The 23,162-nt window shown below is 70.4% G+C and carries 23 protein-coding genes and 3 tRNA genes; 4 read left to right on the top strand and 22 right to left on the bottom strand.

What is annotated here, in order from left to right; translation table 11 throughout:
• The first annotated feature begins 269 nt into the window (after positions 1-269).
• The gene (locus AL2_RS10365) at positions 270-914 is read left to right on the top strand and encodes a hypothetical protein (RefSeq protein ID WP_067632243.1); all 645 of its coding nucleotides are present in this window, start codon (positions 270-272) and stop codon (positions 912-914) included.
• Here the strand turns inward: AL2_RS10365 and AL2_RS10370 are convergent.
• The 13 genes from AL2_RS10370 to AL2_RS10430 all read right to left on the bottom strand — a co-directional run bounded on the left by AL2_RS10370 (position 911) and on the right by AL2_RS10430 (position 8,993).
• Positions 911-1,705 carry an SAM-dependent methyltransferase gene (locus AL2_RS10370; protein ID WP_067632245.1) on the bottom strand — a complete coding sequence of 265 codons (795 nt, stop codon included), beginning with the start codon at positions 1,703-1,705 and terminating at the stop codon, positions 911-913. The two genes, AL2_RS10365 and AL2_RS10370, sit on opposite strands and share 4 nt — an antisense overlap.
• 214 nt (positions 1,706-1,919) lie before the next feature.
• A complete protein-coding gene (locus tag AL2_RS10375; RefSeq protein WP_067632248.1) occupies positions 1,920-2,561 on the bottom strand; it encodes a phosphatase PAP2 family protein in 642 nt (213 codons plus the stop codon).
• 38 nt (positions 2,562-2,599) lie between these two features.
• On the bottom strand, positions 2,600-3,631 hold the full coding sequence (locus AL2_RS10380) for an NAD(P)-dependent alcohol dehydrogenase (RefSeq protein ID WP_245666503.1): 1,032 nt from the start codon (positions 3,629-3,631) through the stop codon (positions 2,600-2,602).
• Between the two features lie 118 nt (positions 3,632-3,749).
• Positions 3,750-3,822, bottom strand: a tRNA-Glu gene (locus AL2_RS10385).
• A 410-nt stretch (positions 3,823-4,232) separates the two neighbouring features.
• Positions 4,233-4,305: transfer RNA gene (locus tag AL2_RS10390), tRNA-Glu, on the bottom strand.
• 24 nt (positions 4,306-4,329) lie between these two features.
• Positions 4,330-4,401 (bottom strand) — tRNA-Gln (locus AL2_RS10395).
• A gap of 102 nt (positions 4,402-4,503) precedes the next feature.
• On the bottom strand, positions 4,504-5,142 hold the full coding sequence (locus AL2_RS10400; RefSeq protein ID WP_067632252.1) for a DUF2461 domain-containing protein: 639 nt from the start codon (positions 5,140-5,142) through the stop codon (positions 4,504-4,506).
• Positions 5,143-5,146: 4 nt separating this feature from the next.
• Positions 5,147-5,914 (bottom strand): fumarylacetoacetate hydrolase family protein, encoded by a 768-nt coding sequence (locus tag AL2_RS10405; protein ID WP_067632254.1) that lies wholly within the window; start codon positions 5,912-5,914, stop codon positions 5,147-5,149.
• 21 nt (positions 5,915-5,935) lie between these two features.
• Positions 5,936-7,171: a cellulose binding domain-containing protein gene (locus tag AL2_RS10410; protein WP_157438077.1), complete on the bottom strand. Its 1,236-nt coding sequence runs from the start codon at positions 7,169-7,171 to the stop codon at positions 5,936-5,938.
• A 92-nt stretch (positions 7,172-7,263) separates the two neighbouring features.
• The gene (locus AL2_RS10415; RefSeq protein WP_245666504.1) at positions 7,264-7,572 is read right to left on the bottom strand and encodes a hypothetical protein; all 309 of its coding nucleotides are present in this window, start codon (positions 7,570-7,572) and stop codon (positions 7,264-7,266) included.
• A gap of 244 nt (positions 7,573-7,816) precedes the next feature.
• Positions 7,817-8,221 carry a DUF6292 family protein gene (locus tag AL2_RS10420; RefSeq protein ID WP_067632259.1) on the bottom strand — a complete coding sequence of 135 codons (405 nt, stop codon included), beginning with the start codon at positions 8,219-8,221 and terminating at the stop codon, positions 7,817-7,819.
• Positions 8,222-8,385: 164 nt separating this feature from the next.
• Positions 8,386-8,754 (bottom strand): hypothetical protein, encoded by a 369-nt coding sequence (locus AL2_RS10425; RefSeq protein WP_157438078.1) that lies wholly within the window; start codon positions 8,752-8,754, stop codon positions 8,386-8,388.
• Between the two features lie 44 nt (positions 8,755-8,798).
• The gene (locus AL2_RS10430) at positions 8,799-8,993 is read right to left on the bottom strand and encodes a hypothetical protein (protein WP_067632263.1); all 195 of its coding nucleotides are present in this window, start codon (positions 8,991-8,993) and stop codon (positions 8,799-8,801) included.
• A 243-nt stretch (positions 8,994-9,236) separates the two neighbouring features.
• Between AL2_RS10430 and AL2_RS10435 the strand changes: the two genes are divergently transcribed.
• Entirely contained in the window at positions 9,237-10,109 is an 873-nt protein-coding gene (locus AL2_RS10435; RefSeq protein WP_067632265.1) for a GntR family transcriptional regulator, read from the top strand.
• 136 nt (positions 10,110-10,245) lie between these two features.
• Positions 10,246-10,866 carry a GNAT family N-acetyltransferase gene (locus tag AL2_RS10440; protein WP_281181577.1) on the top strand — a complete coding sequence of 207 codons (621 nt, stop codon included), beginning with the start codon at positions 10,246-10,248 and terminating at the stop codon, positions 10,864-10,866.
• A gap of 387 nt (positions 10,867-11,253) precedes the next feature.
• On the opposite strand, the gene AL2_RS10445 is transcribed toward AL2_RS10440, so the two are convergent.
• Positions 11,254-11,448, bottom strand: a complete 195-nt coding sequence (locus AL2_RS10445; RefSeq protein WP_083946304.1) for a hypothetical protein — start codon at positions 11,446-11,448, stop codon at positions 11,254-11,256.
• Positions 11,449-11,844: 396 nt separating this feature from the next.
• Between AL2_RS10445 and AL2_RS10450 the strand changes: the two genes are divergently transcribed.
• Entirely contained in the window at positions 11,845-13,143 is a 1,299-nt protein-coding gene (locus AL2_RS10450) for a Crp/Fnr family transcriptional regulator (RefSeq protein WP_157438079.1), read from the top strand.
• Positions 13,144-13,146: 3 nt separating this feature from the next.
• Here AL2_RS10450 and AL2_RS10455 read toward each other — a convergent pair whose 3' ends face one another.
• From AL2_RS10455 to AL2_RS10490, 8 genes are all read right to left on the bottom strand, one after another.
• Positions 13,147-13,428 (bottom strand): GNAT family N-acetyltransferase, encoded by a 282-nt coding sequence (locus AL2_RS10455; protein WP_067632273.1) that lies wholly within the window; start codon positions 13,426-13,428, stop codon positions 13,147-13,149.
• Between the two features lie 37 nt (positions 13,429-13,465).
• Positions 13,466-15,043, bottom strand: coding sequence for a citramalate synthase (gene cimA, locus AL2_RS10460; protein WP_067632275.1), 1,578 nt, complete (start codon positions 15,041-15,043; stop codon positions 13,466-13,468).
• Positions 15,044-15,280: 237 nt separating this feature from the next.
• On the bottom strand, positions 15,281-16,384 hold the full coding sequence (locus tag AL2_RS10465; protein ID WP_067632277.1) for a branched-chain amino acid aminotransferase: 1,104 nt from the start codon (positions 16,382-16,384) through the stop codon (positions 15,281-15,283).
• Between the two features lie 163 nt (positions 16,385-16,547).
• Entirely contained in the window at positions 16,548-17,597 is a 1,050-nt protein-coding gene (locus AL2_RS10470; RefSeq protein WP_067632279.1) for a 3-isopropylmalate dehydrogenase, read from the bottom strand.
• Positions 17,598-17,640: 43 nt separating this feature from the next.
• The gene (locus tag AL2_RS10475; RefSeq protein WP_067632281.1) at positions 17,641-18,321 is read right to left on the bottom strand and encodes a (2Fe-2S)-binding protein; all 681 of its coding nucleotides are present in this window, start codon (positions 18,319-18,321) and stop codon (positions 17,641-17,643) included.
• 487 nt (positions 18,322-18,808) lie between these two features.
• Entirely contained in the window at positions 18,809-20,398 is a 1,590-nt protein-coding gene (gene serA, locus AL2_RS10480) for a phosphoglycerate dehydrogenase (protein WP_067632283.1), read from the bottom strand.
• Between the two features lie 176 nt (positions 20,399-20,574).
• Entirely contained in the window at positions 20,575-21,213 is a 639-nt protein-coding gene (locus AL2_RS10485; protein WP_067632285.1) for a thymidylate synthase family protein, read from the bottom strand.
• A 338-nt stretch (positions 21,214-21,551) separates the two neighbouring features.
• Positions 21,552-23,099: a DUF2079 domain-containing protein gene (locus AL2_RS10490; RefSeq protein WP_083946305.1), complete on the bottom strand. Its 1,548-nt coding sequence runs from the start codon at positions 23,097-23,099 to the stop codon at positions 21,552-21,554.
• Positions 23,100-23,162: the final 63 nt, after the last annotated feature.

Genomic DNA, 23,162 nt, shown 5'->3' on the forward strand with positions numbered 1-23,162 from the left:
GCGCCCGGTGGGCTTGCCGAGGAGCATCGCAAACGCTCACCCGCTACCTGCGGGAACGCGACGACATGGCGGCGGCATCTCCAGCGCCGGTCTCGTCCTCGCCGCCGCCTTCGGCGTCCTGGCCGTCCTGCCGGTCACGATGATGGTCTTGGACGCGGGCCGGCACTTCTGGTGGCCCGCCCGCCCTGAAAAGAGATGTCAAGGCAGCCGTCTCCTCGTAGAATGCACCGTTCTTTGTCGCGGGACAGGGCCGATAAGGAGATTGACCGGTGGATTCTGCGCGCGTTGACGACCCCAGCGATGAGGCCCTCCGCATCCGTTACCGCGACCACGGCGTATGGTTCAACACGCTTCTCATGGTCGTCATCCTCGGCAGCCGGTTCTTGCGGGGGACGGCGTTCGCCGTCACTTCCACTTCGCTCATCTGGCTGATCGGGACGGCGTTGTTCCTGATCAGCGGGCTGCTGACGGCACTGCGCTCCGAACGCGGCCTGACGCTCGACATCGACGGCATCACCTGGCACCGGGCGGAACTGTTCATCCCCTGGCGCCAGGTGACCGGACTGGACATCGACACCGACGTCAAGGGCTCGGGGAAACCGCGCCTGATCGTGCGGACCGCCACGCCGGCCGATGCGCTGGAGGGCCAGCGAGGAAGGGCCAGGTTCCTCATCCAGGCGAACAATCAGCAGTACGGCGGACCGATCGCCGTGAAAGCGCATCTCCTCTCGGTTCCCGCCGAATCCGTCATCGCCGCCGCCGACCGGCTGCGGGAGGCCACCGCCGTTTCCGGCAGGTCCGTGGACTACGCGCGGCGCGACCGCGCCCGCACCATCGCCACGGCGTGGACGTCCGCCGGATTCGCCGGGCTCCTCGCCGCCCTGGCCACGATCGTCGTCCCCGCCCTGTTCTAGAGGACGGCGACGCCGCTGAAGTGCGGGACCTCCGGCTCACCCCACGGTGACGGGTCGGGGCGCCACCGGGAGCACGACACCACACCCGGCTCCAGCAGCCGGGTGCCGGTGAACAGCTCCTCGATCTGCTCGGGAGAGCGCGCGCAGATCGGTGTCCCGCCGCGGTCCATCACCTCCCGCACCGCCCGGCGCATCGCCTCCCCGTCCAGCTCGTCGGTCGTGGCGTCGCAGGTGTGGGAGATGACCAGGTGGCTTCCCGGCGCGAGGCCGCGCAGCAGGTCCGCGACGAGCCGCCGCGCCTCGCCGTCGTCGAGGACGTGGTTCAGCACGCCCAGCAGCATCAGCGCGACCGGACGCTCGAAGTCGAGGGTGCGGGCGGCCTCGGCGAGCACCGCCGGCGTGTCCCGGATATCGGCCTGGATGTAGTCGCACGCCCCTTCGGGGCGGCTCGCCAGCAGGGCCCGCGCGTGGGCGAGCACCAGCGGATCGTTGTCCACATAGACGATCCGGCTTTCCGGCGCCACACGCTGCGCGACCTCATGGGTGTTGTCGACGGTGGGCAGCCCCGTGCCCAGGTCGAGGAACTGCCGTATGCCCTGCGAGACCAGGAAGCGCACCGCCCGCCCGAGAAAGGCCCGGTCCTGTTTGGCGGAATCGGCGATGACGGGCAGGACGCGCAGCACGGCGTCACCCGCCTCACGGTCCACCGGGTAATTGTCCTTACCGCCCAGCCAGTAATCCCAGATACGAGCCGAATGCGGCACGCTGGTGTCGATCTCTGGTTCCGGCATGGGCTGACCTCTTCCGCAACGACGATGACCTTCCTCATCATCTCCCGGATCAACGGCTTGAGGCCGCGTAGTGCCACATCGGCCGTTTTCCGACGGGGCAGCCCGGCGATTCGTCAGCACGAGAATGCTTGATGGCCCGACCGGGAAGGCAGATCGCCGATGGCCTGTCTTTTCGGCGATAGCCAGATCTGGGAGCGGCACAGCGGCGAACCCCTCAGCGAGGTTCGTCCCCGCGGTTGAACGGCTCCACGGCGATCAGGCCGAAAAGCAGAACGGGGCCCAGAGCGAGGCTGAACAGCACATCGGTGAGCCAATGTTCGTCCGCCAGCGTAAGGGCGGTCGCGGCGATGCCGCCGGTGGCCAGCGCGATGTTCCGCCGCCGGCGCTGCGTCAGATGCCGGCGTGTGGCGGGCAGGGCGACGACGAGCAGTTCGAGGACGACCCAGTCCAGCACGAACGCGTTCAGCGTGTGCCCGGACGGATAGGCCGTCCCGTGCGTGAACAGCACATCGACACCGCTGACGGGGAACGTCCGGGGAATGGACGCCTTCAACCCCGTCTCCAGCAGCGACAGCAGCCCGACAACGACGACGCTCATGACGGGATACCGCAGCGAACGCGTCCGGACCGCCGCGACGACGGCCAGCGGAGCGATGATCATCACCAGGTTGCCGCGCTGGCCGAGCTTGGTGACCGTGTGAACGGCCACCAGCGCCCCGTCCCGCACGTGGGCGTCGCAGAACTCGTGAATGATCCAGTCGAGCCGCCTGAGCGGGCCGTCGAGCAGCACGTCGGCCGTGACCAGCACCATGGCCGCGAACAGCAGCGTGTACCAGCCCCTCGACCCCCACCGCACGCCTGCGACATTCCCCGCCTAAGCGGTTTTCCCACATGTCAGGGGGTGAGAATGGCGCGTCCCCGGACGCGTCCGGCGTCCAGATCGTCGATCGCGGACTGGAAGTCGTCCAACCCGTACTTCTTCGTGTGCAGCGTGACCGCGCCACGGGCGGCGAGGGCCATCAGGTCGCACAGGTCGTTGTAGGACCCGACGAGATTCCCGATGATGTTGATCTCGGCGGAGATGATGTCGATCGTCGGAACATCGACGTTCTCCCCATAGCCCACCACGTGGTAGTCGCCCGCCTCCCGGAGCATCCGCAGCCCCTCCGCGGTCGTCCCGCCCTCCCCGACGAAGTCGACGACGACCTCCGCGCCGCCGCCGGTCAGATCGAGCACCTTCTCGACGTGCTCCCCGTCCGCGACGACCCCGTGATCGGCGCCGATCTCGGACGCCAGTTCCACCGCCTCCGGCTTGCGGTCCACCACGATCAGCTCCGCGGGACTGATCGCCTTGAGCACCTGCACTCCGATGTGCCCGAGCCCGCCGGCCCCGATCACCACGCACCGGTCCCGCGGCGTCAGCCGCCGGGCGGCTTTCGCCGCCGCGTGGTAGGCCGTGAGCCCGGCGTCGGCGAACGCCGCGACGTCCGCCGGCTCCAGCGCCTCGTCCAGCTTCACCGCACTCCGCGCGGACGTCTTCAGATACTCCGCATACCCGCCATCGGAGTCGATGCCGGGGAACTCGCTGTTCTCGCAGTGCACGTCGTCGCCCGACCGGCACGCCCGGCACAGCCCGCACGTGACGAGCGGATGCAGGATCACCTTGTCGCCCTCGGCGACGTTCGTCACCGCCGGCCCCACGGCCTGCACCCACCCGGCGTTCTCGTGCCCGATCGTGTACGGCAGCTCGACACCGGACTTCTCAGCCCACTGTCCCTCCAGGATGTGCAGATCGGTCCGGCACACCCCCGCCCCGCCGATCTTCACAACGACGTCGAGCGGCCCGTCCACCTCGGGGACCGGCACTTCCGCCATCCGCAGGTCCTCGCCGTACCCGACGACCCGGACAGCCCGCATAGCGCTCATGGACATGCTCCTCGTGGACGGATTCTCCACGGGCCCATACCCGCGGTCCCGAGTCCTCCACGGGCTCGCGGCAATCGCCGAAAACAAAAACCGCAGATCATGAAGATCTGCGGTCGTGTACCCCCGAGCGGATTCGAACCGCCGTTACCGCCTTGAGAGGGCGGCGTCCTAGGCCACTAGACGACGGGGGCCGGACACCCGAGCGATCTCCCGCCCGGACCTCGCCAAGCTTACCGGACGACACCCCCCCACCTCGACCACATTTCCCCCACCCCGGCAGCGCGGTGCACGCACCGCACCACCACATCCCTTATTACCAAGACACACCGGTCGCGCCTCTGCACCGCGAACGCGTGAACGCCACTTGGACGAACGCAGGCGCTCGGCCGCGCGACTCACATGTGTACAGATAGAGGGAGCCGCCGCGAAAGGGCGATGCAAATGGACGCTACCTGGATGTCGCAGTTGAGAGATCCTGCGCGTACGCCCCAGCCACCGTGAGGGCGAAGCCCGAACACCGGGGATTCCAGGGGGTCGTCCCCCTGGGAGAAACCACAGGTCGGCGAAGACGAGCGAAGCTCGTCGAGCAGCCGAAGCTCAATACCCCCGAGCGGATTCGAACCGCCGTTACCGCCTTGAGAGGGCGGCGTCCTAGGCCACTAGACGACGGGGGCGTGGTCCGCGTGAAGCGGACGCAGCTGGGGTACCAGGACTCGAACCTAGACTAAGTGAACCAGAATCACTCGTGCTGCCGATTACACCATACCCCAGTGAGGTACGGGCTTCCGTGCCGTTTCCGACCCGGTCGCTCGCGCCTCGATGAGGATACAGGACCTTGGGAGTTCGACCAAAACGATTGCCGGGGACGGGGGTCAGCGCGTGAAGTCGGGCGGCCCGATGTGCGTCCGGCCCCAGTCGACGAGGGGGCGCAGGCGCCGCCACGATGTCCGTACGCGGGTGACGACCTGGCCGGGGTCCTCCATCCAGGGGTCGGCGGGCCAGCCCGTGCGGGCGTAGAGGGAGCGGTGCCGCAGGAGTTCGAGGCGCGGGTGGTCGGGGGCCGTGCCGCGGGGGCGGGTCTTGAGGCGGTCGCCGGCGATCTCCATGCCGGCGGAGCGGAGGTCGTCCACGATGGCCTGGAGCTCGCCGCCGTGCGCGTCGGATCCCGCGGCCTCGCGGTAGCGGCGGAGCTGGTCCGGGGTGGGCGCGTACATGCCGCCCGCGACCATGAGGCCGTCCGCGTCGATCTGGATGTAGAAGCCCTCGCCGGTGTGGCCGCCCTGGTGCGTCTTGTAGGGCGACTTGTCCTTGCTGAAGCGGACGTCCCGGTACGGGCGGAAGAGCTTGACCGCGCCGAACTCCTCTTCGAGTTCGGCGCACAGCTCCGTCAAGGGTTCGCGTACATGGCGTTCGTATGTCTCCTTGCGGGACGTCCAGTAGGGCTTGCCGTTGTCAGCCAGCAAGCCTTCGTAGAAGGAGAACGCCTCGTCGGTGAAGCCTCTGAACGCCATGGGCTCAGTCGCGTTCGACGACGCGGTTGGTGAGGCTGCCGATGCCCTCGATGGTGACGGTCACCTCGTCCCCGATCTGCAGCGGGCCCACGCCGGCGGGGGTGCCGGTGAGGATGACGTCGCCGGGCAGCAGCGTCATGACCTGGCTGACGTACTCGACGAGGGCCGGGACGTCGCGCAATAGCAGGGACGTGCGGGCGTCCTGGCGGACGTCCCCGTTGACGGTCGTGGAGATCGCCAGGTCGGCGGGGTCGGCCTCGGTCTCGATCCACGGGCCGATGGGGCAGAACGTGTCGAAGCCCTTGGCCCGGGTCCACTGCCCGTCCTTCTTCTGGAGGTCGCGGGCGGTGACGTCGTTGGCGCAGGTGTAGCCGAGGATGACCTCGGCGGCGCGGGACGCGGGCACCTCGCGGCACATCCGGCCGATGACGACGGCCAGCTCGCCCTCGTGGTCGACGCGCTCGGACAGCTTCCGCGGGTAGGCGATCGCCTCGCCGGGGCCGATCACGGCGGTGGACGGCTTGGAGAAGATCACCGGCTCGGCGGGCGGCTCGTCCCCGCCCATCTCGCGGACGTGGTCGGCGTAGTTCTTCCCGATCGCGATGATCTTGCTGGGCAGGATCGGCGCGAGCAGCCGGACGTCGGCGAGCGGAAGGCGCTGCCCGGTGAACGTCAGCTCACCGAACGGATGGGCCGCGATGGCGGCGACGGTGTTCTCCTCCACCACACCGAAGGACATGCCGTCGTCGGTGGAGAACCTGGCGATACGCATGTTCGAAAGCCTAGTACTCGGTCAGAAGCCGCACGCCCTGCCGTTCAGCTCGCAGCCCTTGGGGGTGGACGAGGGACCGGCCGCGCCGTACTGGATCTCCCACGTGCCGCCGGGCGGGATCGCCGGGGCGCCGTCGAGGTTCTTGATCTCCACCTTCGAGCCGCCGTGGACGAGCCGCGCACCCCAGATGTTCTTCACGTCCGCGCCGGGGGCACGGAATGTCAGCTTCCACGTCTTCATGGGACGGCCGGTCCGGTTGGTGATGACCAACTTGCCCTCGAAGTACCCCTCGTCCTGCTGGACGAGCTGGTAGGTGATCCCCTTGCCCTCCACGAGCGGGCCGATGGGAGCGGTGGTCGCGGGCGGCGGCATGCTGGGCTGCCGCCCCGCCGCGGGCGGTGTTGCGGGCGGTGTTGCGGGCGGTGTTGCGGGCGGTGTTGCGGGCGGTGTTGCGGGGGCCCCGCTCGGCGAGGGCGCACCGGGCGCGGGTCCGTCCGTCGCGCCGCCGGCCCCCACCGGCGCCGACGCGGCCGGCGACGGCGACGCCGCGGTCTTCCGCTCGCCGTCCGAGCCGCCCCTGGTGAGCAGCAGCGCCACGGTCGCCGCGGCGGCGAGGAGCACCACCGCGCCGATCACCCCGACGAGGATCACCGGTCCCCTGGACCGTCTCGGCGGCACTCCCCCGGACGGCATCGCCGGGGCGGTCGCACCGGGCTGCGTCCCCGGCCCGAGGCCCGCAGAGTGCATCGCGAAAGGGGAAGCCGGGGCGCCGTCGCCCGCCGGGACGGACTCGGACTCGGCCCCGAACTGCGCAGTCCAGGGCGCCTCTCCGGCGCCCGGCGCGGTTACCGGCTCCAGTGCCGCGACCTGCTCGAACGCCGCCGCTTCCGCCTCCTGCGGCGGGACGGGAGGAGCGGGCTTGTCAAGCTGGAGGTCGGTGACAGTCGCGGACGCCTTCTCGGGCGCATCGCGGAAGGTCACGTCCGGGTCGTCCGCCGGAGGATCCACGGAGGTCGCCTCCGGATCGTCTTCCGGGTCATCGGCCGGTACGTCGTGGAGGGTGACTTCCGGGTCGTCCTCGGGGCCGTCGACTGGGACGTCCTGGAGCGTCGCGTCCCCGAGGTCGTCCGCGGGCTCGTCGACGACGGGCGAACCGGTGTCCGTCCCCGCTCCCGGCGCGGCGGCCCGGCCGGGGACGCGGAACTCGGCGGTCGTCTTGTGGTCCGGGGGCACGTACCCGGGGTCCTCGCCGCTCAACTCGTCCACCCTCCGCTGTCGTCGATCTCATGGAGTCCGACGACGCGCGAAGCGGTTCGGTTCAGACCGAACCGAGAGGTGTCCGGAAGGTGTCAGCCCGCCGGGGCCGGCTCGAACCCGCGCCGCGCGGCCTGCCGCAGCTGGCGGTTGAGCATGTCGGTGATGAGCTCGATCGCGTCGGGGGTGGTGGTGTCGAGGGCCCCGCTCAGCCAGCGGGTGGCCTCGGCGAGCAGCTCCTCGGCCGATTCGCCGGCGGGCCCCGCGTCCGCCATCCGCCCGAGCAGGGCGCCGAGGCGCAGCGCGGCGTCGGCGCGACCCGACTCGGCGGCCCGCCGGTACCAGCCGGCGGCCTCTTCGAGGTCGCCCTCGCGCTCGTAGACCTCGCCGAGCCCGAACGCCACGTCCGCCCAGGTACCGTCCGTCGGACGCCCAAGGTCCTCAGGGGTCCACGGTCGGACGGGCATAGGATCACTCCGGTAGGTCGGCTCTTGGGGACGGCACGCGGAACACCGCGACAGGCCGTGCAAGTCCTTATAGTGGACGCTTCAACCGAAATCCGCCACCGCTTTAGCTGGATTTGGCGAAATTTCTGCGTGACCGTACCGATACCGACGGAAACATCCTCGTTCTTTCGAACGACCGGTTTCAGTCGGCGGGGTAGCGGACCAGCGCGTCCTCGAAACCGTCGTGCCCCGAGGCGCAGGAGCGCAGCGGGGCCGGCGCGCCCGCCGCACCGTGCTCCAGCAGCTGCGGGACGGCGCGGGGATCGGGGAGCACCTCCGCTCCGAGCCGCACGGGGTCGCGCAGCACCGTCCGCACACCGGGCTCCCCGGAGACGAACTCGCCGAGCACGAATCCCTCGGACTCGTTCCACACCAGGGCCTGGAGCCCGAGGACGAAGGTCGCGTCACGGGGGTGGCACGGGTCGAGCCAGACGTTCGAGAGCGGCACCCCGCGGGCCTGCAGCGCATCGCCGACGCGCGTGATGTATCCGCGGGTGACGTCGACGAAGGGGTCCGAGTGAGGCAGGGGTCGAATGCGGTCGATCACTGGTTCATCCCTCTCTTCGGTCTCTTTACGAAGTATGAGGGAAGTTGATCCCGAATGTCCCGTTTCCGAGGGAGAAATCTGGCCGAAGGCAGGCCAAACAGGCCCTTTCGCCCACATACCTCCCTTCAGCCTCCCTCTTCTCTCCGTTCCCGGCCCGCCCGGGTCTAGGCGAACTGGGGAACGGACTGCGCGACGGACTGCGGAACGAGCCGCGAGGCGAGCCACGGACCGACGACCACGGCGCACGCCCCCGCCGAGCAGAACGCCGTCAGCCGTCCCGGCGCACCCGCCCGCCGGCCGAGTTCGGCGGTGATCACCAGGACCGTGGCCCCGGTGACCGCCATCCGCAGCGCTCCGCCCCACGGGTCCCGCGCCGCGGGAAGCTCCCGAACCGGCGTCAGCCGCAGGACGGGAACGGCCGCCGCACCCGGCTCGTCGATCACGGCCGGCTCCCCCGGCGCGCTCAGCCCCACGGGCTCGCGCGCGATCGGCTGCTGCGGCGCGCCCGGCACCGCGTCCATCCGGTCTTTCACCTGGAACTCCTTAGGTCAGCGGCCCGCTCCGCGGCGACCGGAGATCATGTGCGCGGCTCGTTCAGTCCCCGGACGGTGACCACCACCGGCCGGTACGAGGGCCCGGCCTCCGGCGGCGTGGACGGCTCGGCGCGGAGGTCCACGTTCCTGGTCCGGAAGCCGAAGCTGAAGACGTAGAGCAACAGGGTCAGGAAGAGCGCCGGTGGCACGAGCACCCACAGCATGATCATCGCGGTCATCTGAACCTCCTCCAGGCGGTTCGCGATATCCCTTACATCCAGTACGTCCCACTGATAGCGTTGTCCACGTTTTCAAGTAGTGGACTTGTCCCAACAAGTCGCTCACCCAAGGTGTACCCTTTTTTGAGATTGCAAACACGTTGGGTGGGAAGTACTTGTTCAGAAGTCCGGTTCTGTGCGATGTTCCGCTCATCCAGCGGTAGGCACGGGCCGGAGCGGAACGGCCGGAAGGGAGCGGATCCGATGGCTCGCACGACGCCTCTCCGCTGGCGTGACATCGCCGATGACCTGCGCCGGCGCATCGAATCGGGAGACCTGGCCCATACGGACGGCACGTCCGGCCGGAGGCCGCTACCTCCCGAGAAGGACCTGGAGCAGCACTACCGCGCGTCCCGCAACACCGTCCGGGACGCGCTCGCCTGGCTCCGGCAGCAGGGGTACGTCGTCTCCGAGCAGGGCAAGGGGACGTTCGTCGTGCCCCAGCCCGACATCGTCCACGTCACGCTCCGCGCCGTCGAGCTCGGGCTCGCACCCGGCGCGGTGTCGCCTGAGTGGTACAACCGCGACGCCGCCATCCCGGCGAACCGGAACGCGTCGGTGTCGCAGGTCAAGGTGGAAGTCCAGGAGGGCACCAAGGTCATCGCCCGGTACCTGCAGACGAAGACGGGGTCGGAGTTCATCTCCCGCCACCAGGAGATCTTCCTCGATGACAAGCCCTGGGTCCTGCAGACGTCCTTCTACCCGCTCGAATTCGCCACCGGCGGCGCGTCCCGCCTGCTCCTTCCGCGCGACATCCCCGAGGGAGCCGTGGCGTACCTGGGCGAGACCCTCGGCTACCGCGAGGTCGGCTTCCACGACGAGATCAAGGCCCGCGTCCCGGACGAGAACGAGAAGCGCTTCTTCAGCCTCGGCGACTCCGCCGCGAGCATCGTCTTCGAAACCGTCCGGACCGCCTACTCCGCCGACGGCAATCCGTTCCGCGTCACCGTGACGGTCTGGCCCGCCGACCGCACGCGGCTGCACTACAACGACGGCGACGTACCCATCGACGTCCTCAGGGCGCCCGGTCTGGGCTCCCCCGACGACTCTCCGGACGACGACGCCGGAAGCGGATAGCCCGGGCCGCCGCCGACCGCGGCGGCCGTCACGCACCTGTCCATACCGCCCCCCTTCCCGACCGGACGGGAGCCTCGTGCTCCCCTCACCCCGGCCGGGAGGCGGGGGCCTTGAACTTTCTCGGAGTCAGGAGCACGTGGACACAGAAACCGGGGCCCGCCAACGCAGCCGGGCCGCTCACCCCAGCTACCGCATCCGAATCGCGCGTCCGGACGAGATCGACGTCGTCCTAGGGCTCATCGACCATGCGGCCGGATGGCTTCGAGTCACGAAAGCGACGACCCAGTGGGCCGAGCCGTGGCCCAGTCCCGAAGGCCGCATGAAACGCGTCAACGAGGCCCTCGCCAACGGGGAGACCTGGCTCCTGTCCGACGGGGAGCGCGCGATCGGCACCGTCTCCATCAAGACGATGGGGCACGAGGAGCTCTGGACCGCGGAGGAACGCGAGACCGAGGCCGTCTACCTGCATCGCCTCGTCATCCACCGCGACTACGCGGGCACCGGCCTGGGCGCCGAGCTGATCGACTGGGCCGGCCGCGAAGGCGCGTTGCGCCAGCGGAACGCGGAGCTCGTCCGCATCGACGTCTGGACCGACAACCACGCACTTCACGACTACTACCGCGGCCTGGGCTTCCAGGACGTCGCGATCCGCGACACCAGCGACAGGACCCCGTCGGGCGCCCTGTTCCAGAAGCCTCTGGCCGCGACCCGCTCGTCCGGCCCACGACGCATCATGGAGGAAGTCCCCCGACCTTAGGGAACGCGATGGCACGCAGGCGGCCCAAGTACATCGAGATGGCCGAGGCCCTCCGAGCTCAGATCACCGACGGACGACTGTGCAGAGATGCGGTCACGAGCAGGTCGGATACCAAGGACGAGTTCGACGCCCGGCCCCCTACGGAGGAGGAGCTCAGGTTCTTCGGGCTCTCCAAGAACAGCCTCGCCGTCCATCGAGCACACCCGCACGGCCTTCGACCAGAACGACGAACCGTTCCGCCTGACGGTCACCGTCTACAAGCCGGGCACCAACAAGATCCGGTTCATCGCCGGTGAGGTGCCCGACGAGGTCTGGGAACGCGGTTCCTGACCCGTCTCCCTCCATCAACCACGAACCGCAGGGAAACCAAAGGGGGCTGGCGGGCGGTCAGACGAAGCGGACTAGCATGAGGTCGCTTTCGGGGGTTTCGCGCCAATAGAAGGCGCCGGGGGCGCGGGACATGCCCTCGATCTCGCCGGCGATGATCAGTGCACGGTTGATGCAGTCGGTCTTGTTGTAACCGGTCTGCTCCTGGAGGCGCTGGAGCGCCTGGACGGCCTTGCCGGTCAGGTTGACCGTCACGCGTTCACTCTGCGGCGCGGCCTCCGCGGGCCCGCCTGAGGTCTCGGAGCCCGCACGAGGATTCGTCATGAGCGCACACTCCCATCCGGGGCGCGGAGCCCGGCCCACCCCCATGTCGTTCCGGCGCCGGGACCGATGTCCCGCCGTCAGGCGACCATACAGCCCTCCGTCAGCAAATCCATGCTGTGCGTACAGCATGTACGACAGAGGTTTCCCCGGCTTCGGCACCGGAAACCTTCGATACTCACGCCTTGCCATCGAGGTACAGAATAGTTACCGTCTTTTATGCAGCGATCGTATGCTTTTCATCTGTATATTAGCGGAGGGGTGGGGACGACACCAACGCCGAGGAGCCGGTGACACTACGCCGGGCCTTCCCGGGGGAAGGAAGACTCCGTGAGACTGAACCGTTGGGCGGCGCGGCCGCGGGGGCGGACGGCGCCGCATGCCGGCGCGGGGCCGGTGAACGCGAAGGTCATGACGCCGGTGACGCTCGGCGCCATGGTGCTGGGGTACGTACTGGACGGTTCGGGCACCGCGGCGATCAGCGGCGTGCTGGCGTTCCTCACGCTCCCCGCGGTGGCCGTCACGAACGCGGTCGTCCAGTACCTGAAGGCGGACACGCTGCAGGAGACGTCCGGGCCGCCGTCGACGACCGCCGTGCTGCCCGCTCTTGCGCCGGTCTCCGAAGTGGCCGTCCCGCGAGGGGCGGCGACGTTCTGGGACGCGCTGACGCCGGTGGAGCGGCAGGACCTCATCGCGCGGGCCCGCCGCCACCTGTACCGCAGGGAGGACGTCCTGTGCCGTGAGGGCGGGCTCGCGGGCGAGGTCGTCGTGATCCTGTCCGGCTGGACGCGCGTGTGGGTCTGGGAGGGCGCCGAGCAGCGGATCGTCGCGTTCCGCGGCGCCGGGGAGCTGGTCGGCGAGCGGGCGGCGCTGATGATCCGCGACAGGTCCGCGACCGTGACGGCGGACGGCGACGTCGAGGCGCTCCGGATCGACGCCGCCGACTTCGGCGCCTTCCTGGGCGCCAACCCGCGCGTGCGGGGCGTCCTGGAACAGCAGGTCTACCGGCGGCAGATCGAGAAGCACGAGTTCCAGGACGTGCAGGGGAACTGCTCGATCCTCATCACCGACATCACGCGGTTCAGCTCGCCGGTGCGCAACGACGCCGACCGCGACTACGTCCTGGGCGCGATGTACGACCTGATGGGCGAGGCGTTCACCGCGTCCGGCCTCGACCTCGGCCGCCTCTACCAGGAGGACCGCGGCGACGGCGCGCTCGTCATCGTCCCGCCGGCCACGCCGACCGACAAGGTCGTCGACCCGATGCTCGCGCACCTGGCGGCGGCGCTGCGGCGGCACAACCGGCGCGCCGCCGAGGCGACCCGGCTGCAGCTGCGGGCCGCGCTGCACGTCGGTCCCGTGCAGCGCGGCCCGAAGGGCGTGTCCGGCGTCTCCATCATCACGACGCGCCGGATGGTGGACGCCCCCGCGGTGAAGCGGCGCGTCGCCGAGACCGGCGCCGACCTGGCGTTCGTCACGTCCGACTTCGTGTACGACTCGGTCATCAAGCCCGCCCCCGGCCTCGTCGACCCGGGCCGCTACACGCGGGTCCGGGTGAGGCTGAAGGAGACGTCGCTGTCGGCGTGGCTCATGCTGGAGGGCGGCGGGTCCCAGCTCCGCGCGGTGTGAAGGTCAGGAAGCCACCAGGTCCTGGTAGTCGGGGTGCTTCTCGATCCACTTCTTGATGAACGGGCACACGGGGACGACCGAGCGGCCCTTGCCGCGGATGTCGTCCAGGACGCCCCGGGCGAGCGAACTGCCGACGCCCTTGCCCTCGAACGCGGAACCGACCTCGGTGTGGATGAGGGCGACCGTTCCCTCGCCCGGCTCGTAGTCGACGAACCCGGCGAGGTCGCCGTCCAGCCTGATCTCGTAGCGGTTCTTCTCGGCGTTGTCGGTGATCTCGGTGCTCATGCCCCGATAATGCCCAACCAGCCCGAGAGATTCCCCGTCAGCCCGCCTCGTGGCCCGCGCGGAGCAGGCAGTAGGTGACGGCCTCCTCCAGGGCCTGCCAGGACGCGGCGATGACGTTGTCCTCGACACCGACGGTGCCCCACTCGCGCTCGCCGTCGCTGGACTCGACCAGCACCCGCGTCCGGGCGTCGGTCCCGTGCGCCCCCTCCAGGATGCGGACCTTGTAGTCGACCAGCTCCAGCCGCGCCAGCTCCGGGTAGAGGCGGCCGAGCGCGATGCGCAGCGCGTTGTCGAGCGCGTTGACGGGGCCGTTGCCCTCGCCGGTCGCGATGATCCGCTCGCCCTTGGCGTGCAGCTTGACGGTCGCCTCGCTGACCATGGACCCGTCGGGGCGGCGCTCCACGATCGACCGCCACGACTCGACCTCGAAGTGCCGCTGCCGGACGCCGGTCAGCTCCTCGCGCAGCAGCAGCTCGAACGAGGCGTCCGCGGCCTCGAAGGTGTAGCCGGTGGACTCCAGCTCCTTGACCTTGGCGACGACGGCCTTGGCCTTCTCGCCGGACAGGTCGTAGCCCAGCTCGCGGCCCTTCAGCTCGACCGACGCGCGCCCGGCCATGCTCGACACCAGCATCCGCATGTCGTTGCCGACGGCGGCGGGGTCGATGTGCTGGTACAGGTCCGGGTCGATCTTGACGGCGGACGCGTGCAGCCCGGCCTTGTGCGCGAACGCCGACACGCCCACGTAGGGCTGCTGGGAGCTGGGCGCGACGTTGGTCACCTCGGACACGGCGTGCGCGATCCGGGTCATCTCGGCGAGCTGCGCGTCCGAGACGAGGCTCATGCCCCGCTTGAGCTGCAGGTTGCCGACGACCGTGAACAGGTTGGCGTTGCCGCTGCGCTCGCCGTACCCGTTCGCGCAGCCCTGCACGTGGGTGGCGCCGGCCTTGACCGCGGCGAGCGTGTTCGCGACCGCGCAGCCGGAGTCGTCGTGGCAGTGGATGCCGACCCGCACCCCGTAGCCGACGACCTCGTCGACGACCTCGGCCAGCTCGTCCGGCAGCATGCCGCCGTTGGTGTCGCAGAGCGCGACGACGTCCGCGCCGGCCTCGGCGGCGGTGCGGACGGCCTCCAGCGCGTAGGCGCGGTTGGCCCGGTAGCCGTCGAAGAAGTGCTCGGCGTCCAGGAAGACTCGTTGGCCCTCCGCACGCAGATGGGAGACCGTGTCGCGGATCATCGCGAGGTTCTCCTCAAGGGTGGTGCGGAGGGCCAGCTCGACGTGCCTGTCGTGGCTCTTGGCGACCAGGGTCACGACAGACGCGCCGGATTCGCGCAGGGCGGCGACCTGAGGGTCGTCGGCCGCCTTCACCCCGGCCCGGCGGGTCGCGCCGAACGCGGTGAGCCGCGCGTGCCTCAGGTCGAGTTCTGTTCGAGCCCGCCTGAAGAATTCGGTGTCCTTGGGGTTGGCGCCGGGCCAGCCGCCCTCGATGAAGCCGACGCCCAGGTCGTCGAGGTGCCGCGCGATGGCGAGCTTGTCGGGCACGGAGAGGTTGAGCCCCTCCTGCTGCGACCCGTCGCGCAGGGTGGTGTCGTAGACGTGGAACGCGTCGCCTTGCATAGGTGAGAACCCCCAGAGGGATCAGCGCCAGGGCACAAAAAAGACCCCTCACGGACGTGAGAGGTCTGCGCGCCGGCCTTGTCCCGTTAGCTGCCGGCGCGCCAGCCGATAATGACGAGGCTGTGGCGCATGATGTTCTCAGTCTGCCACACGATTTCCATGCCCGGGACACTCGTCTCAGATCATGAGACGGCACGGCCCCGGCGCGCGGACCGCCGGGGCGTGCGAACCCGCAGGTCAGACGATCTCGTGGACCCAGCCGTAGGGATCGGGACGGGTGCCGTACTGAATGCCGACCAGCTCCTGGCGCAGCCGCATCGAGATCTCGCCGGGCTCGCCGTCCCCGATCGTCCACTCGCGGTCGCTGCCCTTGACCCGGCCGACCGGGCTGATGATCGCGGCGGTGCCGCAGCCGAACACCTCGGTGATCTCGCCGGACTCGCAGCCGGCCTGCCACTCGTCGATGCTGATCTTGCCCTCCTCGGTGGGGACGCCGAGGTCGGGGGCCAGCTTGAGCATCGAGTCGCGGGTGACGCCGGCGAGCAGCGTGCCGGTGAGCGCGGGGGTGAGAAGCCGGGCCCCCGCGCCGGAGCCGTAGACGAACATGAGGTTCATCGAGCCGACCTCCTCGACCCAGCGGTGCTCCACCGCGTCGAGCCAGACGACCTGGTCGCAGCCCTGCTGGACGGCCTCGGCCTGCCCGGCGAAGGACGCCGCGTAGTTCCCGCCGAACTTGGCCTCGCCGGTGCCGCCCGGCGCCGCGCGGGTGTAGTCCTGCGACAGCCACACCGAGACGGGCTTGATGCCGCGCGGGTAGTACAGCCCGGACGGCGACGCGATGACCATGAACAGGAACTCGCTCGCCGGGCTGTTGACGCCGAGCGCGCGGGTCGTGGCGAACATGAACGGGCGCAGGTAGAGGCTGTGGCCCTCGGCGTCGGGGACCCACTCCCGGTCGGTGCGGACGAGCAGCTCGACCGCGTCCACGAACAGCTGCTCGGGGATCTCCGGCATCGCCATCCGCTTCGCCGACCGGTTCATCCGGGCCGCGTTCATGTACGGGCGGAAGGTGACGATGGACCCGTCCGGCTGCTTGTAGGCCTTGAGCCCCTCGAAGAGCTCCTGGGCGTAGTGGAACACCTGCGATGCCGGGTCCATCGGGATCGGCCCGTACGGTTCGAGCTTCGCGTCGTGCCAGCCGCGCTCCGCCGAGTACCTGATCGTGATCATGTGGTCGGTGAAGTGCCGGCCGAAGCCGGGGTCGGCCATGATCGCGGCGCGCTCCGCGGCGCTCGCGGGCCGCTCGGTGCGCGTGATCTCGAACTCCAGGGTGTCGCTCATCGCGGTTCGTCCTCTCGCGGATCGCCGGGCGGCCCCATCGCCGCTGTGGCTTCCTTAGTCCCTATTGTCGTACTTCGTCTAGACCTGCTCCTCCACGCGGCGCATGCCGAAGACCGGGCGCGCCGCGAGGGCACACCCGGTCCGGCCGGACAGGCGGCGTGCCCTATCCGGATACTCGCTTGGCGATCGCGTCGCCGATCTGGGACGTGGAGCGGGCGCCGAGGCCCGTACGCTCGGCCAGGTCGTCCGAGACGGCCTGCTCGACGCGGCGGGCGGCGTCGCCCTCGCCGACGTGGTCGAGCAGCATCGCGACGGACAGGATCGTGGCGGTCGGGTCGGCCTTGCCCTGCCCGGCGATGTCGGGCGCGCTGCCGTGCACCGGCTCGAACATCGAGGGCGCGGTGCGGTCGGGGTTGACGTTGCCGGACGCGGCGAGCCCGATCCCGCCGGCGATGGCGGCGCCGATGTCGGTGATGATGTCGCCGAACAGGTTGTCGGTGACGACGACGTCGAACCGCTGCGGCTGGTTCACGAAGAACATGGTGGCCGCGTCGACATGGACGTAATCCGTAGTGACCTGCGGGTACTCCGCGCCGACCCGCTTCAGGACGCGCTGGTACAGATCACCCGCGAACGTCAGGACGTTGTCCTTGTGGACCAGCGTGAGCTTCCTGCGCGGCCGGGACGCCGCCACCTCGAACGCGTACCGGACGACCCGCTCGACCCCGTACGCGGTGTTCACGCTCTCCTGCGTGGCGACCTCGTGCGGGGTGCCCTTCCGCAGCACGCCGCCGACACCGGTGTACGGCCCCTCGGTGCCCTCCCGGACGACGACCATGTCGATGTCATCGGGCCCCACGCCCGCTAGCGGGGTCTGGACGCCCGGGAACAGCTTCACCGGACGCAGGTTGACGTAGTGGTCGAGCTCGAACCGGGTCCGCAGCAGCAGCCCGCGCTCCAGCGTCCCGCTGGGCACGCTCGGGTCGCCGACGGCGCCGAGCAGGATGACCTCCTGCTCGCGCAGCTCGGCCAGCACCGAGTCGGGCAGCGTCTCCCCCGTCCGGTGCCAGCGGGCGGCGCCCAGGTCGTAGGGGGTCTGCTCGAACCTGAGGTCGCCGGACACGGCGTCGAGGACCTTCAGTCCCTCGGCGACCACCTCGGGGCCGATCCCGTCACCGGGGATGACGGCCAGACGAATGCTGCGCGAAGCCATGGGCGCACTCTACTGCAAACGTCTCACTGCGTGGGCTTCCGTCTCACGATCCGGGCAGGAGCCCGCAATCCCCGCACATCCCGCCACCGGGCACCCGGCAGTACAGGCAGCAACTCTTCCGGACGAACCCGTCCGGCCCGAAGTTCCCCGCCCCGGCCAGCGGCTCCCGCGCCAGCAGCGCCCGCACCAGGTCGCCTCTCGCGGGCTCGGCCGGCCCCACGTTGAGGCTCCCGGCCAGCGCGGACGCCGCGTTGCCCCAGATGAGCCCGTCCGCAAGGCCGGTGAACTCCAGCATCGCCTCGCGCAACGGCCGGAGCTGCCCGTCCATCACCACGTCGTGAACAAGCGCGGCGGCCTCCGCGATCCCTTGCACATGCCAGCCCGCGGGCTCCGCGAGCCCCAGCCTGATCGGCTCGCCCGGCGCCCACCGCCATCGCAGGTCGCGCAGATCCGGGACGATCCCGACCGCCGCGGCGGCCACGGCGGGCGACCACAACCGCGCCGCGAGCCCCTGGAACACCAGCGAGCCCGCGACCCGCCGCTCCGTCGTCCCAAGCCGCTCGCCGTAGTCGCGGGTGAGCGCCCGCAACCGTTCACCATCACGAGGGAACGACCGCCACGCGGGGCCGTCCACCCCGACCGTCACGACGTCGAAGTACGGCCCGAGCCGAGCGACGTCCCTCAGCACTCCCGCGGCATCGTCAGAAGCGGCTTCAACCGGCATGGCTCCAGTGTGACCGCAACCGCCCGGAGGACGGCGCCGGCCACCGGCCCGGCCAGGGCCCGAAGTGAGGAGGGAGACGCTAGTCGGCCCTGCGGTCCAGGGCGGTCTGCAGGGCGCGGGCCGCTTCTTCCTCGGCCTCGTCGGCAGGGGTGTTCGTCCAGGTGTCGTTCATGAGGTTGCTCCAGATTCGCTGAGCTGTGGCGAGAGGGCCGCCGGGTGGGCGTGGTTCGCACGGTCCGGCTCGGAATCGGACTCACGGCCAGGCAGAGCCTCCGCAGCGGGTGCCGGCCTGCCGATGATCAGGCCCCGCTGCGGCAGCGAAGGATTACCACGAAGCGCCGCATGACTACCTGCGAGAATACCTCCGACCCGGCGGAGTTGTCCCGACCGGTGGCCAGAAATCTCGGTATCTGAGATGGACTTGGGGTGGGATACATCACGGGCGGGCGCGCCGGCGCGCCCGCCCGTGGCGGAAGGCTTCCCGCGCCTAGCCGTCGAGGTCGACGCGGCGGCCCATGTCGGCGCCGACCTCCTTGGTGATGGCGTCGACGAGCTGCGGGGAGACGGCCGAGTCGACGGTCAGCGCGATCAGCGCCCTGCCGCCCTTGACGTCCCGGCCGACCTGCATCCCGGCGATGTTGACGTCCTCGTCGCCGAGCAGCTTCCCGACGGCGCCGACGATGCCGGGGCGGTCGACGTAGGAGAAGAACGCCATGTGCTCGGTCGGGACGAGCTCCATGTTGTAGCCGTTGATCTCGATGATCCGCTCGGCGTGCTTCGGGCCGGTCAGCGTGCCGGACACCGACACGACGTCGCCGCCGGCCATGGTGCCGCGCACCTGCACGACGTTGCGCCAGTCGGGGCTGTCCTCGGACGTGGTGAGGGTCACCTCGACGCCGCGGTCGCGGGCCAGGAGCGGCGCGTTGACGAACGTCACGGCCTCCTCGATGACGTCCACGAACACGCCCTTGAGCGCGGCGAGTTCGAGGACCTTCACGTCGTGCTCGGCGATCTCGCCGCGGACGACGACGTCGAGCCGGACGGGGACGCCGCCGGCGAGGGCGGTGAAGATGCGGCCGAGCTTCTCGGCGAGCGGCAGGCCCGGCTTGACGTCCTCGGCGACCGCGCCGCCCTGCACGTTCACGGCGTCCGGCACGAACTCGCCGGACAGGGCGAGCTTCACCGAGCGGGCGACCTGCGTGCCGGCCTTCTCCTGCGCCTCGTGGGTGCTGGCGCCGAGGTGCGGGGTGACGACGACGTTGTCGTGGTGGAACAGCGGGCTCTCGGTGCACGGCTCGGTGCTGAACACGTCGATGCCGGCGCCGGCGACCCGGCCGTCCTTGATCGCGAGGTCGAGGGCCCCCTCGTCCACGATCCCGCCGCGGGCGGCGTTGACGATCCGGACGGACGGCTTGACCTGCTGCAGCTCGCGGTCGCCGATGAGGCCGAGGGTCTCGGGCGTCTTCGGCAGGTGGACGGTGATGAAGTCGCTCTCGCGGAGCAGCTCCTCCAGCGTGACGAGCTTCACGCCGAGCTGCGCGGCGCGGGCGGCCTGCACGTAGGGGTCGAACGCGATCACGTTCATGTCGAAGGCGGCGAGGCGCTGCGCGACGAGGACGCCGATGCGGCCGAGGCCGAGCACGCCGACGGTCTTGCCCTGCAGCTCGACGCCGGTGTACTTCGAGCGCTTCCACTCGCCCTGCTTGAGCGCGGAGTGGCCCTGCGGGACGTTGCGCGCGGTGGCGAGGAGCAGCGCGATCGCGTGCTCGGCGGCGGTGACGATGTTGGACGTGGGCGCGTTGACGACCATGACGCCGGCCTTGGTGGCGGCCTCGACGTCGACGTTGTCGAGGCCGACGCCGGCGCGGGCCACGACCCGCAGCTTCTTGGCGTGCTGGAACACCTCGGCGGTGACCTTGGTGGCGCTCCGCACGATCAGCGCGTCGACGTCGGCGACGGCCGGGAGCAGCTGCTCGCGGTCGCCGCCGTCGACGTGCCGGACGTCGAAGTCGGCCTCCAGCACGGCGATGCCGGCCGGGGAGAGTTCTTCTGCGACGAGGACGACGGGCTTGCTCAAGAGAAAACAGTCCTTCGGAAAGTGAGTGGTGTGTGCTGCCTGCAGGTGAAGTCGCGAGTCACCTCGTCGTGGCCCTCGCCCCCGGCAGCCGAGTCTATAACCCGTGGGCCGCGGCGGATCGCGGCAGGGAAACACTCACCGGTAACTACCCGTCCGGCCGAGTTCGCCCTGGTCTGTCAGGCCGCGTTCGGTTCCGGTACGGCGGCGAGCACGGTCGCCACCCGCTCCGCGTCCGCGACGTGGATGTGCGGGACGTCCACGAACACGCGCAGCGGCCCGGCGGGCAGCCCCAGCTCCTCGGCGACCCCCACCTGCACCTCCCGCAGCGGGATGTACATCAGGTAGCCGCGGTGCACGTTCTGCGACCGGAACATCGCCGTCATGGTCAGCCGGTAGCCGCGGATGCGGAACGACAGCGCGGTCAGGGCCGGCAGCCCGTCCGCCGGCTCGCCCGGGATCGTCAGCGAGATCCACGCGCTCGTCGTCCACGGCCTGGCCCGCAGCAGGTCCACCACCCAGCGGATCTGGTCGTGCCCGTCCAGGTCGTGCAGCCTCGGCCAGTACCGGCCGCGGACGACGCGCCGGGTCCGCTCCTGGGCCCGCCGGACCAGCCTGGCCCGGTCGCCGTGCTCGTGGAGGATCGGATCCTCCCAGCTCAGTGAGGTGATCTCGAAGAGCAGCGGGGGTCCTTCGATGATCGGCCCGCCGTCCTCCAGCCCGGCCTCGCCGGCCGCCCAGACGTACCGGAGCACGCCGATCCACGCCTGCCCGCACGTCTCCCAGCGCCGGACGTCCCTGTCGCCTTGCGCCGGCATGTCATGACTCCACACCGTTATTCAGAGATTTACCTGCCTGCGGCATTGCCGGACCGGCAGCGAATTCCGCGCCGTCTCCGGCCGGTGACCTTCCGGCGGCCTCGATCAGCCTCGCACCGCTCATGCACTTCGCCCCAAGACCCGCTCCGGCGGCGGTCACCGAGTGTTCGCGCAGGTGCTCCCCGCACCGGCCGCGGCCGTCACGGCTTTCTTCAAGTATCAGGCAACATACCCAAAAACGGTAGGCATATTTATCCGAACGGTACCTTCACCGGCATTCTGACCACATTGTCGTCCACCAGTCACTGGACAATCCGTCCAAACGATCGCGGCGGCCGTCACCACGGGTCGGGGACGTCCCGGTGCAGCACGATATATCCGTCCCGCTGGAAGACCTGCCGGTATCCGGCGGCCTCCAGTTCGGCGACCCGCCGCCGCTGCCCGGCGACCGACCCGAACGGGAACTCCAGCCGCCCGACGTAGGCGACGACCCAGGGCGCGCCGCGCGACCGCTCGTCCCACAGCAGCACGCGGGCGCGGGACGTCAGCGCGGGTCCGACGCCGTTGGCCGCCTCGACGAGCGCCCCGTCGGGGATCGTCGCCGCCGCGGCCGACGCCGCGCGGGCCCGCTCGTTCGGCCGCCACAGCGCCGGGTCGGCCAGATGCCGGTAGGCGAAGAACGGCGCGCAGGCGAGCGTGGCGGCCAGCACCGCGGCCATCGGCGGGACGGCCGGGACCCGCCGCGCCGGCCCCCACCGCCCGCGCAGCCGCCCGCGCAGCCGCGCCGCCCCGTCCACCGCCGCGAGGACGAGCACGGCGATGATGAACGCGTTGTAGTGGTAGTGCGGCTCCCACCAGTTGCCGAAGCGGCTCGCGAGCATCCGCTCGGCCAGCATCGGCACGGCGGTGAGGGTGAGCGGGGACGCCAGCGGCAGCAGGAGCAGCGGCAGGACGACCAGCGCCATCGTCGCGGCCTTCTGCGGCGGGTCGACGAGGACGGTCGCGACGTCCCACGGATGGGTGAGGGCGTGGGCGGCGGCGTGCGGCACGTCCGGGCCGAGCGCGCCGTAAGCCCAGTAGTAGCCGTTGTCGCCGCCGAAGGCCGCGATGAGCACGCGCGAGCAGAGCCAGGTGGCGACCAGGCCGACGACGACGTAGGCGAGGCCGGCCCGCCGGTCGCCCCCGGGCAGCAGGTCGCGCGGCCCGCGCCGCTCGCCGTCCTGCTCGTCGGGGCGGGTGAGCAGGTAGAGGCCGAAGCCGGTGAGCAGGAGGCCCATGTCCTCCTTGACCAGCAGCAGCGCGAACGCCGCCACCGCCGCCTGGGCGTGCCGCCCGGCGTCGTGCCGCTCGACCAGCAGCGCCGACAGCAGCGGCACGAACGCGACCTCGTGGAAGTCGAACGCGAGCGCCTCGGCGATCGGCCAGGACAGCGTGTAGGCGCCGGCCGCGCAGTAGGCCGCGCCCGGGCCGAGCCTGCGCTCGGCGTACCGCCAGATCGGCCAGATGGCGAGCGCGAACAGCACCGCCTGGGCGACCAGCAGCGTCTCGGGGCCGTCGTGGATCCAGTAGAGCGGCGCGAGCAGCGCCAGCATCGGCGAGAAGTGGTCGCCGAGGACGGAGAAGTACGGCCCGAAGCCGTTGTGGACGCCCTTCACCATGGCGACCGGCAGGTCGAAGCGGCTGTAGGAGCGGACCGCCTGGTCGAAGATCACCAGGTCGTAGCTGCCGGTCCGGAAGGCGCGCAGCCGCATCAGCGAGTACGCCGCGTACAGCAGCGCGCTCGCCGCGACCAGCGCGGCGAGCAGCAGGCGACGGCGCCGGGCGTCTCCCCCTGTGCCGGCGGGGACCTCGCGTGCCGGTCCCTGCGCCACGACGACCTCGGCCACGCGCCGGACGCTACCACCGGTCCGGCGCGCGGCCGGGTTCCGGCCCGCGCGTTTCCCCTGCGA

The organism is Actinomadura latina NBRC 106108 (genome assembly GCF_001552195.1).
Lineage (GTDB): Bacteria > Actinomycetota > Actinomycetes > Streptosporangiales > Streptosporangiaceae > Spirillospora > Spirillospora latina.

What these genes read in the sequence shown, in the direction of transcription:
- AL2_RS10405 (WP_067632254.1), bottom strand. Translation starts at nt 5,914, where the DNA reads ATGCGTATCGCCAGGTTCTCCACCGACGACGGCATGTCCTTCGGTGTG.
- AL2_RS10370 (WP_067632245.1), bottom strand. Translation starts at nt 1,705, where the DNA reads ATGCCGGAACCAGAGATCGACACCAGCGTGCCGCATTCGGCTCGTATC.
- AL2_RS10455 (WP_067632273.1), bottom strand. Translation starts at nt 13,428, where the DNA reads ATGAGCACCGAGATCACCGACAACGCCGAGAAGAACCGCTACGAGATC.
- AL2_RS10465 (WP_067632277.1), bottom strand. Translation starts at nt 16,384, where the DNA reads ATGAGCGACACCCTGGAGTTCGAGATCACGCGCACCGAGCGGCCCGCG.
- AL2_RS10400 (WP_067632252.1), bottom strand. Translation starts at nt 5,142, where the DNA reads ATGGCGTTCAGAGGCTTCACCGACGAGGCGTTCTCCTTCTACGAAGGC.
- AL2_RS10470 (WP_067632279.1), bottom strand. Translation starts at nt 17,597, where the DNA reads ATGGCTTCGCGCAGCATTCGTCTGGCCGTCATCCCCGGTGACGGGATC.
- AL2_RS10380 (WP_245666503.1), bottom strand. Translation starts at nt 3,631, where the DNA reads ATGAGCGCTATGCGGGCTGTCCGGGTCGTCGGGTACGGCGAGGACCTG.
- AL2_RS10485 (WP_067632285.1), bottom strand. Translation starts at nt 21,213, where the DNA reads ATGCCGGCGCAAGGCGACAGGGACGTCCGGCGCTGGGAGACGTGCGGG.
- cimA (WP_067632275.1), bottom strand. Translation starts at nt 15,043, where the DNA reads ATGCAAGGCGACGCGTTCCACGTCTACGACACCACCCTGCGCGACGGG.
- AL2_RS10475 (WP_067632281.1), bottom strand. Translation starts at nt 18,321, where the DNA reads ATGCCGGTTGAAGCCGCTTCTGACGATGCCGCGGGAGTGCTGAGGGAC.
- AL2_RS10435 (WP_067632265.1), top strand. Translation starts at nt 9,237, where the DNA reads ATGGCTCGCACGACGCCTCTCCGCTGGCGTGACATCGCCGATGACCTG.
- AL2_RS10430 (WP_067632263.1), bottom strand. Translation starts at nt 8,993, where the DNA reads ATGACCGCGATGATCATGCTGTGGGTGCTCGTGCCACCGGCGCTCTTC.